Below are 12,196 nucleotides of genomic sequence, written 5' to 3' on the forward strand. Positions count from 1 at the left end.
CAGCGCCGCGCAAGCTGCCCAGGCTGCGCGCGATGCCGATCATGCGACCCGTCGCGGTTTGACTGTGATCGACCAGACCACGACCAGCATCGACAACCTCGCCGCGGACATGAGTGCGGCGATGGTGCAAGTCGAAGGACTGGCGGCGAACAGCGAGAAAATTGGCTCGGTGCTGGAAGTGATCCGCGCGATCGCCGAACAGACCAACCTGCTGGCGCTCAACGCCGCCATCGAAGCGGCCCGGGCCGGTGAGGCCGGTCGTGGTTTTGCCGTGGTGGCCGATGAAGTGCGCAATCTGGCGCGACGGACCCAGGAGTCTGTCGAGGAAACCCGCCTGGTGATCGAGCAATTGCAGGCAGGCACACAGGATGTGGTCGGCTCGATGAACAACAGCCATCGCCAGGCGCAGGGCAGTGTCGAGCAAGTCGGTCAGGCAGTGACGGCGTTGAGGCAGATTGGTGATGCGGTGACGGTGATCAGCGACATGAACCTGCAGATTGCCAGCGCGGCGGAAGAGCAGAGCGCGGTGGCGGAAGAGATCAACAACAACGTCGCGACCATTCGCGATGTGACTGAATCGCTGTCGGGGCAGGCGAACGAATCGGCGCGGGTGAGCCAGTCGCTGAACCGGCTGGCGAATCAACAGCAGGGGTTGATGGATCAGTTTCGGGTTTGATCCGACGACCATCAGCTGACAATCCCGCCCTTGTAGGAGCCTGGCTTGCCAGCGATGGCGATTCGGAAAACGCCATCGCCAGCAAGCCGGCTCCTACGATAGGGGGGCGTTTGCGGGTTTGCCAATTTGCATCACGCAGAAGAAGACGACGGCGTGGGATCAACGTTTAGGCAGTTCGATAAGCGCTTTCAACCCGCCCCACTCGCTCCCTTCCAACCGCATCACCCCGCCCCACGTATCGACGATGTCGCGCACGATGCCCAGTCCCAATCCGTGTCCATCGGTCTGTTCATCCAGCCGTGTGCCGCGGTTCAGTACCTGATCGCGCTGTGCCTCGGGGATGCCCGGGCCGTCATCTTCCACACTCAGTTGAAAGCTTGCGACCGTCTCGACCACACTGAGTCGCACTTCGGCATCCGCCCATTTGCAGGCGTTATCCAGCAGGTTGCCGAGCAACTCCAGCAAATCCTCACGATCCCAAGGCAGCGACAACCCGGCCGGGGCGCGATAGCTCAACTGCAGATGGTCGCCATGAATCATGTTCAACGTCGCGAGCAACCCCGGCAATTCCGCGTCGCAATCAAACAACGCCCCTGGCAACGCATCGCCAGACAAGCGCGCCCGATTGAGCTCGCGGCTGAGGCGCTGCTGGACCTGTTCCAGCTGGTCTTTGAAGATTTTGCGCAGCTCGGGATGGGCATCCAGTTTTTCGCTCGACGCCAGGCTCAATAACACCGCCAGCGGTGTTTTCAATGCATGGCCGAGATTGCCCAAGGCATTGCGCGAGCGCTTGAGGCTGTCTTCGGTATGGGCCAGCAGATGGTTGATCTGTGCCACCAGCGGCTCCAGTTCCACCGGCACTTGATCGTCGAGCTGTGAGCGCTGGCCCTGCTGCAATTGAGCGATCTGTTCGCGGGCCTTTTCCAGCGGCCGCAACGCACGCCGCACGGTGATCCGCTGCAACAGCAGAATCAGCAGCAACCCCGCCAGGCCCAGGCCCAGACCGATCTGTTGCATGCGCTGAAAACTCTCGCGCACCGGCGTGTAATCCTGCGCCACGCTGATCGAAATCGACTGGCCGAGACGTCGGTAGTCTGAACGCAACACCAGTAATTGCTGGCCTTCCGGGCCTAATTGCAGATTGCTGTGCAGGCCGGGATGGTCGAGGCGCGGCAGTTCCTGATCCCACAGCGAGCGGGATCGCCAGTGGCTGTCAGCAAAATCGATACGGAAATAGTGCCCGGAAAACGGTCGTTGATACGCCGGCGACAAATGCCGTTCATCCAGCTGCAAACCCTGCGGTCCGCGCACCAGCGCCACCAGCAGACTTTCACTGTCGTTGCGCAGCCCGGCTTCGAGGTAGCGCTGCAAGCCCATTTCGAATAGCCACAGACTGGTCTGCGCGAGCACCAGGCCGACGATCACCATCACGCTGATCAGGCCCAGGCTCAAGCGGCGCTGGATCGATCTCACTGCGCTTGCCCGCCGAACAGGTAACCCTGACCGCGACGGGTTTCGATCACGCTGCGCCCAAGCTTGCGCCGCAAGTGGTTGACGTGGACTTCCAGCACGTTGGAATCGCGCTCGGTTTCGCCGTCATACAGGTGCTCGGCGAGGTGGCTTTTCGAGAGGATCTGTTCCGGGTGCAGCATGAAATAGCGCAGCAAACGAAACTCCGCAGCGGTGAGCTGGATGTCAGCGCCGTCACGCGAAACGCACTGCCGCCCTTCATCCAGGTGCAACCCGGCCGATTGCAGCGTCGGCTGATTGACCTTGCCGTGGGAGCGGCGCAACAGCGCCTGGATGCGCAAATGCAGCTCTTCGGGATGGAATGGTTTGGTCAGGTAATCATCGGCACCGGCCTTGAGCCCTTCGATGCGCTCGGCCCACGAGCCGCGCGCCGTGAGGATCAGCACCGGGGTCGCCAACCCCCCAGCCCGCCACTGCGCCAACACATCAAGCCCCGGCACACCAGGCAGGCCTAGGTCGAGAATGATCAAGTCGTAGGGCTCGCTGCTGCCCTGATACACCGCGTCGCGACCGTCGGCCAGCCAATCGACCGCGTAACCCTGGCGGTTGAGGCCGGCGATCAGTTCGTCGGCCATGGGCACGTGGTCTTCCACCAGAAGCAAACGCATCGGTCAATCTTCCTTGTCTTGCAATAGCAGGCCATTGGTTGCATCGAGGTCCAGCTCACGGACCACACCTTCGAGGGTCAGCAATTCGACTTCGTAAATGTAGACGTCGTGTTTTTCTTCAAGCTCGGCTTCGAGCAGTTTCGACCCGGGATAGCGGTCCAGCGCCTGCTTCAGCAATTGCTCGAGCGGCATGATCACACCTTGCTGGCGCAGGCGCAGGGCTTCGTCCTGGTCGAGGTCGCGTGCCATGGCCAATGAGCAAAACGCCAGGAGCGCCAGGGCCAATCGGCTGCTGACGCGCCATTTCGAGGAAAACACCTTCATTACGTATCCTGATGATCCTTGAGCACCGTACCGCTCACCGCATCCAGTTCCAGGTCCCAATTGAGACCTTGCGGATCGCGCAGTTCCACCTGATAGATGTACTTGCCGTACTCTTCTTCCAGCTCGGTTTCGGTGATGGTCGAACCCGGATGCTTGGCGATGGCGGTAGCGTTGAGCTTTTCGAAAGACACAATGGTACCAGCGTCCCGCAGTCTCAGGGCTTCGTCCGGACCGAGGTCGCGAGCTTGAGCGATGCTGGCCGTCATGGCGATCAGGGAGGCGGTGAACAGGGCAGTCAGGGTTTTCATGGGTGTCTCCGTATTTTTTATGTGTTGCGTACGGCGGCTACCTTAGTCAGTCGAACTTAATTGAAGCTGAATTGCCATCATGGTCGCACCGCCCCACGCGTAGGAGCCGGCTTGCTGGCGATGGCGGCGTCTGCATCGCTATCGCGATCGCCAGCAAGCCGGCTCCTACAGGGCGGGGTTCGGTCATCACCTTTTGTGGTGCTCTGTATATAATCCCCCGCTCGCCAGACACCGAGGCCGGTATGACCGCCATCCATATCAAATTCCCTTCCTTGACGCTCAAGGCCGGCCCCCGGGCCTTTGCGCGTATCCGTGAAAACGGCTTGAGCGCCGCCGACGTTGGCACGCTGCCCGGTGCCGCCGGTGGGCCCAAGGCATTGGGGATTCAAGGTCTGGACCTGGCGCTGTTTGGCGAATGGCTGCCCGCCGCGCCGCGCGAGCGTTCGCTGATCGGTGCCTCGGTCGGCTCCTGGCGCTTCGCCAGCGCCTGCCTGCCGGATGCCGCCGAAGGGATTCGCCGCCTCGGGCATTTATACACCGAGCAGCATTTCAACAAAGGCGTGACCATGGCGCAGATCAGCCAGAGCTCGCAGCGCATGCTCGATGAGCTGCTCGACGGTCGCGATGCAGCGATTCTGGACAATCCGCATTATCGCTTGAACATCATGGTCGTCAGAAGCCACGGCCTGCTGGCGGACGACCACCGTGGGCGGCTGGGCCTCGGCTTGTCATCGGTGATCGCCGACAATTTGCGGAGTCGCGCGCGGCTTTCGAAGCATTTCGAACGGCTGATCATCCACGATCCGCGCCTGGCGCCACCGCTGGATGCGCTCAACGATTTCCCCTCGCGTTTCGTCGCACTCAACGCCGGCAATTTGCGTCAGGCGCTGCTCGCTTCGGGTTCGATCCCGATGGTGATGCAAGGCGTCAGTGATTTGCCGGGGGCCGGCGCGGGGATGTTCCGGGATGGCGGCCTGCTCGACTATCACCTCGACCTGCCCTACAGCGGCACCGACGTGGTGCTTTATCCGCACTTCACCGACCGGGTGATTCCCGGCTGGTTCGACAAAACCTTGCCCTGGCGCCGCGCCTGCCCTGCGCGCCTGCAGGATGTCTTGCTGCTGGCGCCGTCGAAGGAATACCTGGCGCGCCTGCCCTACGGCAAACTGCCGGACCGCAACGACTTCAAGCGCTTCATGGGCGATGCTGCGGGCCGGCAAAAATACTGGCGCGCGGCGATGGACGAGAGTCGCCGGCTGGGTGACGAGTTTCTCGAACTCGCCGCCTCGGGCGGTTTGGGCGAGCGCTTATTGACCCTTTAGTCAGTGTTTTCCCGCAAGCCCAAACGCAAGCTGTTAAACTCGCCGCCTGCCCATATCGCCGCGGCGATCGCCACCTGACAGAGCTGAAAACACTGTGGAAATCTTCAAAGAATTTACCTTCGAATCCGCCCACCGCCTGCCCCATGTCCCGGACGGCCACAAGTGCGGTCGCCTGCACGGTCACTCGTTCAAAGTGGCCATTCACCTGAGCGGCGACCTCGATCCGCACACGGGCTGGATTCGTGATTTCTCCGAGATCAAGGCCATCTTCAAACCGCTGTACGAGCGTCTGGACCACAACTATCTGAATGACATTCCTGGCCTGGAGAATCCGACCAGTGAAGTGTTGGCCAAGTGGATCTGGGGTGAGCTGAAGCCGCTGTTGCCGGAGCTTAGTGCGATTCGGATTCATGAAACTTGTACCAGCGGATGTATTTATCGCGGGGAGTGAAATATGAGCTGGAAACCACCGATTGCGTGGTTTTTAGAGCTCGATAGGCATTGGTCCCGAACTTGCACTACTTCTGGCTGAACGATCTTTTGATACGTAGGCTGATAATGCATGAAGTCGTCCTTGCCGCACTACAGCCTTCAATCTCGCAATTCAGCTAGGACGCGAAGGTTGTTTTTGCGTGCTTGGGCAGACTACTGTTATGCCCTTATCTTTCATCACACTCTGGGTGCGTGCATACGAATGGTCTCTCTGGTATGAGTGCGGATATGAACATTTAGAATATCTCGCCGCGTGAACGATTTGTTACAGGTGAGGCATTGATAGGGCTTTTCACCCGTATGAGTTCGCATATGGGTCTTTGAGTGATTAAAAGAAGAAAACAATCTGCCACATACGGTGCATGCATAGGGCTTTTCACCTGTGTGAGTCCTCATGTGTTGCACTAAATTAAATTTTTCAGCAAAAGATTTGCCACAATCGGCCACATCGCACTTAAAGGCCTTTACACCTGTATGAGTCCTGATGTGTTGCACCAAATTACTTTTTTTAACAAAAGATTTGCCACATTCGCCCACATCGCATTTAAAGGGCCTTACACCTGTATGCAACATTAAATGTGTATTCAAGCGACTGTTGTATCGAAAAAATTTGCCGCATGTCGGGCAAGTCAGTGATTTTTTTTCCCTTTCAGCGATAGGTGCTTGTTCCAGTATTGAAGGCATCAATGCATCCTGCGAACTCTCTCTAAACGCTCCAGCCACCATCTCAGCGATAAACGCTGGCTCCTGTATCAGAGCGGTAGACGTTCTTACCGCCATCAGATGAAAATCCAACTCTGCCAAGGGATTCGTTGACCCTTGAACTGACTCCAAGTTCAAGTTCGAATCTTGCAACCCCAGATCCCCCTCTTCTAACACAATCGGTTGTAAGGAAAGTGTGCCGTTAGCTTCAGCAATATCATCGATATTTTCTGGAATAGCCCAATCATCGTCCTCCATCATCCGCCCATCCACATCTACATGCCCCACCGGCGAATTACTGACAAAACAATATAAATTCAGTCCATCCACCGCCCCCGCCGGGTCCGGGTTTATCCATCGGCTCAACCACGGCGCAAAGTAGCGATACCCGTAGTAATACAACCCCGTGGCATCGCGTTCTTTGCCGGAATAACGACTGGTTTTGTAGGCGCCGGTTTGATCGCTGTGGTCTTCGTACGCGGTACCGCCAAACGGGTAATACACTTCGCGGCTCTGCACGTTGGCCTGCTCGTCAAGTTCCAGCACGCCGGAGCCGAGGTGGTCGGTCAGGTGGTAGCGCAACTGAAACGCCGGGGCGTGGGGCCCCTGCAGCCATTTCACCCGGTTGCGCCCAGCCTCAAGATCAAGCACCTGGTGTTGCTTGCCACTTGAATGTTGATGGATTTCCAGCCCCGGCAGGTAACGCACGTCCGCGACAATCGTGTGGGCGGCGACCAGCGCCGTGTGGACTTTGCGCAGGCGTTTGCCTCCCCCGCCATAGACATAACGTTCACAGTCATCATCCTCGTCATGGCGCTGGACCGGCGACACGCTGGACAACTGGTTGCGCACATCCCACGTCATGGGTTGGCCGCGGTGCAAAAACCGCAGGTTACCGTTGTCGTCGAATCCGTTCGCAAAATCCGGCAGCCGATCGTCTTCATCTTCGAGCAAACTGCGGTTGCTATCCTGCGAGACGGCCCAGCGCCGGGTGAACGGTTGCGCGCCCTTATGGCGTAGCTCGATCATGTTGCCGGATGCGTCGTAGTCGTATTCTTCCTGATAGTTGAGGACGGCATTTGCGCTGGACGATGATCGATAAGCCGCGACTGGCAGCGGCGCGGCCCTCTCGGCTTCCCAGCCAATGGCGCGGATCAATTGGCCCAACGTGTCATGAGCGTAGATGCAGGTGCGCTCGATGCGCTGGTTCTGGAAATGGCGGATCGGCAGCGCGTGGTCGTCGATCTGCAGAATGTTGCCGATCGCGTCGACCTGGTAGTGCAGGTCCTGCAGGAGCGGCGCGCCCGGCAACCCGGCCGATAATCGGAGCAGACGACCATCTTCCCGCGTATAGCGTGCCTCGGTGACGACACCGTTGCCGGCGGCTTCCCGTTCGACCTGGCCGCCGGGGTTGTAGCGGATGTCCTGCACCAGGCACTGCCCCGGCGCTGCGGCACCGGCCGGTTGCAGCCAGCCTGCCTTGAGCTGTCCGGCTACGGTGAACGCGAAGCGTCGTCGATGTGAGTGGGCGTCGGTGAGGCTCAACAGATCGCCAACCGGGTTGTACGCCCAGCGGCTTTCGAGGCCAGGACCCGGCTCAAGTAACTGATCGCGTTCGCTTGCATTCAACGGCCAGTCTGGCGCATCAAGGCTTGCCAGAAAATGACTGATCTCGCACTGCGCCGAGCCGCGCACATCGTATTCGGGCATGTGACGGGTACCGGCCGGATCGTCGTGGCGGATCAGCCGGCCACACTGATTACCGAGGTTGAACTCAGCACCCGCGGCGCCGTAGTCGAAGCGCTCGACCACTCGCGCCTTGTCCGCATGTGCCTGTTCCGTCACCGCGCGCGGTCGTAGCAAACTGTCGTACTCGGTGTCCTGCCGGGTGCCGCGACTGTCCCAGCGACTCACACTTTGATCGGCTTGTTCTAACAGGGCGAGTCGCCACCCGGCATCGACGCTGTCACTGGCCAACACCTTTCCTGACAAGCTGAAGGCATGGCTCAAGGCAGGCATGGGCAAGCGCGCATCCCACTGCTCAACACGCCGACCCGCCGCGTCGAACACCTGTCGCGTCACACGGGTTTCAGCCGTTCGTACGATCTCCGCGCGCCAGTACGCAACGTCGCGCACGGCCAAACCGCGCGGTTCGATGACCAGCAACTGAGGCGTTCCGTGATGCAGGCTGATAATGTCCATGGCCTATGGAATAGCATCAAGGTCGGACACGATCTACTGTCAGAAATCACAGGTAGTCGACGTGTTGATCCGAGCGATCAAATAATTGCCGGGGTCGATGGCTTTTGCCTATGCTTTTTTGGCTCGCCCCCAAAGAGGACGCATTCATGACTGACTGGCCGCTACCGCAAACTTTCCGTTTCAACGGGCAATCCATCCGCTTTGCGGTGCGCGGTGACGGGCCGCTGCTGGTATTTGTGCATGGCACGCCGTTCTCTTCTTATGTGTGGCATCGCATCGCACCGCATTTCATCGCCACGCACCGTGTGCATTACTTCGACCTGTTGGGTTACGGGCAATCGGAAAAAGTCGACGGCGATGTCTCGCTGGGCGTGCAAAACGAGTTGCTCGCGCAACTGCTGGATCACTGGGGACTGAAGCGACCTGACGTGGTCGCTCACGATTTCGGCGGGGCCACGGCGCTGCGTGCGCATCTGTTAAACGGCAAGGATTACCGCAGCCTGACGCTGATCGACCCGGTCGCGCTGACGCCATGGGGTTCGCCGTTTGTGCAACATGTGCGCCAGCACGAAGCGGCGTTCAGTGGCGTGCCGGATTACATCCAGCAAGCGATGGTGCCGGCTTACATTCGCGGGGCGATCAAACGGGAAATGGCCGATGATGAACTCGGCCCTTACGTGCAGCCGTGGCTGGGCACGCCGGGGCAAGCCGCGTTCTACCGGCAGATTGCGCAGATGGACCAGCGCTATACCCGCGAAGTGGAATCGCTGTACCCGACCCTTCGCTGCCCGGTTCAGATTCTCTGGGGCGAGGACGATCAGTGGATTCCGATTGAACGCGGCCGCGCCCTGCAGCGGATGATTCCGGGCGCGCAATTCCAGGCAATCCCCAATGCCGGCCATCTGGTTCAGGAGGATGCGCCGGAGGCCATTGTTGCAGCGTTACTGAGGTTTCTACCGCAACACCAATGAAAACCGCTCCCACATGGGTCTTGTGTGCTGTCGGTTGCACTGCTTTTGCGCTTGGCTCCGGTCGAATCTCCCGCTCGGCTATACATAACGACAGCCTGTGAACTCTGGCACGACCACTGCAACCCACTCCGCGTCTCCCCATTTCGCAAGGACTGCTCCATGACGCAGAACGACGCCGGCAACGATTACCCCCTCAGCGAAGTGCCGATGCACGCGCGCAAAGGCCTGGCCTCCACGGCCATGGTGTTACTGGGCTTCACATTTTTCACCGCGACCATGTTTGCCGGCGGCAAGCTCGGCGTTGCGTTCAGCTTCGGCGAGATGATGGCGGTGATCATCGTCGGCAATCTGCTGCTGGGCCTGTACGCCGCCGCCTTGGGTTACATCGCCTTCAAGAGCGGCCTCAATTCGGTGCTGATGGGGCGTTTTTGTTTTGGCGAAGTGGGCAGCAAACTCAGCGACCTGATCCTCGGGTTCACCCAGATCGGCTGGTACGCCTGGGGCACGGCCACGGCGGCGGTGGTGCTGGGCAAGTATTTCGAGTTGAGCCAAGGCAGCGTTCTGGCGCTGATGGTGCTGTTTGGTCTGGCGTTTTGCGCGACGGCGTATATCGGTTATCGCGGTCTGGAAATTCTCTCGTACATCGCGGTGCCGGCGATGATGTTACTGCTGATGCTGTCGATGTGGGTCGCTACCGTCAAGGTCGGCGGGCTCGACGGTTTGCTCGCCGTGGTGCCGACCGGCAGCCTGGACTGGTCGACCGCCATCACCCTGGTGTTCGGCACTTTTGTCAGTGGCGCCACGCAGGCGACCAACTGGACGCGGTTTTCCCGCTCGGCGCGGGTCGCGGTGCTGGCGAGCCTGATCGGCTTCTTCATCGGCAACGGCCTGATGGTGCTGATCGGCGCCTATGGGGCCATCGTCTATCAACAGCCAGACGTGGTCGAAGTGCTGCTGTTGCAAGGCTTCGCCATGGCAGCGATGGCCATGTTGCTGCTGAACATCTGGAGCACGCAGGACAACACCATCTACAACTTCGCCGTCGCCGGGTGCAATCTGCTGCGCACCGGGCGGCGTAAAACCGTGACGCTGGCCGGCGCGGTGATCGGCACGCTGCTGGCATTGCTGGGCATGTACGACATGCTGGTGCCGTACCTGATTCTGCTGGGCACGGTGATCCCACCGATCGGCGGGGTGATCATGGCGGACTTCTTCTATCGTCATCGCGGCCACTATCCACGCCTGGCCGAAACGCAATTGCCGGCCTTCAACTGGCCGGGTCTCAGCGCATACGCTGTCGGTACGGTCGCGGCCTTCAGTTCACCGTGGGTCGCGCCGCTGGTAGGGATTGCCGCTGCCGCGTTAACGTATGTGCTATTGACGGGTGTACTCGGCGTTCGCAGCGCCAGCGCACCACTACAAGATCTCTAAAAGGATTCGCCTGATGCACATCATCAACGCTCGCCTGCGCAACCAGGAAGGTCTGCATGAACTGCACCTGGAAAACGGTCTGATCAGCAGCATCGCCCGGCAAACCGAAGCGCCGACCCTGGGCCCCGAAGACCTCGACGCCGCTGGCAATCTGGTGGTACCGCCCTTTGTCGAACCGCACATTCACCTCGATGCGACGCTGACCGCCGGCGAGCCGCGCTGGAACATGAGCGGCACGCTGTTCGAAGGCATCGAGTGCTGGGGCGAGCGCAAGGTCACTATCACCGAAGAAGACACCAAGACCCGCGCGAAGAAGACCATCCAGAGCCTCGCCGCGCATGGCATTCAGCACGTGCGCACCCACGTCGACGTCACTGACCCGCAGCTCACGGCGCTCAAGGCGATGCTCGAAGTGCGCGAGGAAAGTCGCCACCTGATCGACATGCAGATTGTCGCGTTCCCCCAGGAAGGCATCGAGTCGTACCGCAATGGCCGTGAGCTGATGGAAGAAGCGATCAGCATGGGCGCCGATGTGGTCGGCGGCATTCCGCATTTCGAGTACACCCGTGATCAGGGCGTGAGTTCGGTGAAATACCTGATGGACCTCGCCGAGCGCACCGGTTGCCTGGTGGATGTGCATTGCGATGAGACCGACGACCCGCATTCGCGCTTTCTCGAAGTGCTGGCCGAAGAAGCCCGAAGCCGCGACATGGGTTCGCGGGTCACGGCCAGTCACACCACCGCGATGGGCTCCTACGACAATGCCTACTGCGCCAAACTGTTCCGCCTGCTGGGGCACTCGGGCATCAGTTTTGTGTCGTGCCCGACCGAAAGCATTCACCTGCAAGGGCGCTTTGACAACTTCCCGAAACGTCGGGGCGTGACCCGGGTGAACGAGTTGCTGGAAGCCGGCATGAACGTGTGTTTCGGCCAGGATTCCATCGTCGATCCGTGGTACCCGCTGGGCAATGGCAACATTTTGCGAGTACTTGAGGCCGGTCTGCATATCTGCCACATGCTCGGCTATCGCAACCTGCAAAGCGCGCTGGATCTGATCACTGACAACAGCGCCAAGGCCATGGCCCTCGGCGATCGTTATGGACTGGAGCGCGGGCGCCCGGCGAATCTGCTGATTCTGTCGGCGGACAGCGATTACGAGGTAATCCGCAGTCAGGGCTTGCCGTTGTATTCGGTGCGCGGCGGGAAAGTATTGATGAAGCGGCAGATGCCGGTGGTGGAGTTCAGTGGTTTGAGCTAAGAAACAGGGTGACTGGACTGGCGCCTTCGCGAGCAGGCTCGCTCCCACATTCGGTCTGCAGTGGACACCGATCATGTGTCAGACAGAGATCAACTGTGGGAGCGAGCCTGCTCGCGAAGGATCGCGTTCTGGTTTCGCCTGGCGGCGTTCCGACGATGGCTTTGTATTGGGCGACTTGGGTTGTGCGGGTGTACATATCCGTTGTTGCGGTTGGGGCTGGTATTGGTTTCGCTTTTACAGCGAGTCACTTGGAAAAGCCCCAAGTAACCAAGGGCTCTTGCCCCGCCATTCGGTGCCTCGCCTAGGCTCGGCATGCCCTCACTCCGGCATTGCTCCGGGGGCCCGTCGCCATCGGCCATCCATGGCCGGCGG

General features: G+C 59.9%; 10 protein-coding genes and 1 pseudogene. 6 read left to right on the top strand and 5 right to left on the bottom strand.

Going from position 1 to position 12,196, the window contains the following annotated elements; genetic code table 11:
- Window positions 1–94: 94 nt before the first annotated feature.
- Window positions 95–676: pseudogene (locus DU29_RS1000000133715) on the top strand (methyl-accepting chemotaxis protein); the annotation flags it as partial.
- A gap of 159 nt (window positions 677–835) precedes the next feature.
- On the opposite strand, the gene DU29_RS0110780 reads toward DU29_RS1000000133715, so the two are convergent.
- Genes DU29_RS0110780 through DU29_RS0110795 form a run of 4 tightly spaced genes read right to left on the bottom strand, consistent with a single transcriptional unit; the run spans window position 836 to window position 3,446 of the window.
- On the bottom strand, window positions 836–2,149 hold the full coding sequence (locus DU29_RS0110780) for a sensor histidine kinase (protein WP_028621708.1): 1,314 nt from the start codon (window positions 2,147–2,149) through the stop codon (window positions 836–838).
- Window positions 2,146–2,814: a response regulator transcription factor gene (locus DU29_RS0110785; protein ID WP_028621709.1), complete on the bottom strand. Its 669-nt coding sequence runs from the start codon at window positions 2,812–2,814 to the stop codon at window positions 2,146–2,148. Before DU29_RS0110785 ends, DU29_RS0110780 begins: the two co-directional genes overlap by 4 nt.
- 3 nt (window positions 2,815–2,817) lie before the next feature.
- Entirely contained in the window at window positions 2,818–3,138 is a 321-nt protein-coding gene (locus DU29_RS0110790) for a PepSY domain-containing protein (RefSeq protein ID WP_028621710.1), read from the bottom strand.
- The gene (locus DU29_RS0110795) at window positions 3,138–3,446 is read right to left on the bottom strand and encodes a PepSY domain-containing protein (RefSeq protein WP_028621711.1); all 309 of its coding nucleotides are present in this window, start codon (window positions 3,444–3,446) and stop codon (window positions 3,138–3,140) included. Before DU29_RS0110795 ends, DU29_RS0110790 begins: the two co-directional genes overlap by 1 nt.
- 242 nt (window positions 3,447–3,688) lie before the next feature.
- On the opposite strand from DU29_RS0110795, the gene DU29_RS0110800 reads away from it, so the two are divergent.
- Window positions 3,689–4,768, top strand: a complete 1,080-nt coding sequence (locus DU29_RS0110800) for a hypothetical protein (protein ID WP_028621712.1) — start codon at window positions 3,689–3,691, stop codon at window positions 4,766–4,768.
- A 94-nt stretch (window positions 4,769–4,862) separates the two neighbouring features.
- Window positions 4,863–5,219 carry a 6-carboxytetrahydropterin synthase QueD gene (gene queD / locus DU29_RS0110805; protein WP_028621713.1) on the top strand — a complete coding sequence of 119 codons (357 nt, stop codon included), beginning with the start codon at window positions 4,863–4,865 and terminating at the stop codon, window positions 5,217–5,219.
- A 218-nt stretch (window positions 5,220–5,437) separates the two neighbouring features.
- On the opposite strand, the gene DU29_RS0110810 is transcribed toward queD, so the two are convergent.
- Window positions 5,438–8,128: a C2H2-type zinc finger protein gene (locus DU29_RS0110810; RefSeq protein ID WP_236645598.1), complete on the bottom strand. Its 2,691-nt coding sequence runs from the start codon at window positions 8,126–8,128 to the stop codon at window positions 5,438–5,440.
- A 182-nt stretch (window positions 8,129–8,310) separates the two neighbouring features.
- Here DU29_RS0110810 and DU29_RS0110815 point away from each other — a divergent pair, with 182 nt between their 5' ends.
- The 3 genes from DU29_RS0110815 (at window position 8,311) to codA (ending at window position 11,824) form a co-directional block, all read left to right on the top strand.
- Window positions 8,311–9,135: an alpha/beta fold hydrolase gene (locus tag DU29_RS0110815; RefSeq protein ID WP_028621715.1), complete on the top strand. Its 825-nt coding sequence runs from the start codon at window positions 8,311–8,313 to the stop codon at window positions 9,133–9,135.
- Window positions 9,136–9,294: 159 nt separating this feature from the next.
- Window positions 9,295–10,566: a cytosine permease gene (codB, locus tag DU29_RS0110820; RefSeq protein WP_028621716.1), complete on the top strand. Its 1,272-nt coding sequence runs from the start codon at window positions 9,295–9,297 to the stop codon at window positions 10,564–10,566.
- Between the two features lie 13 nt (window positions 10,567–10,579).
- Window positions 10,580–11,824: a cytosine deaminase gene (codA, locus tag DU29_RS0110825; protein ID WP_028621717.1), complete on the top strand. Its 1,245-nt coding sequence runs from the start codon at window positions 10,580–10,582 to the stop codon at window positions 11,822–11,824.
- Window positions 11,825–12,196: the final 372 nt, after the last annotated feature.

Origin of the sequence: Pseudomonas sp. Ant30-3 (assembly GCF_000690905.1) — a bacterium.
GTDB lineage: Bacteria > Pseudomonadota > Gammaproteobacteria > Pseudomonadales > Pseudomonadaceae > Aquipseudomonas.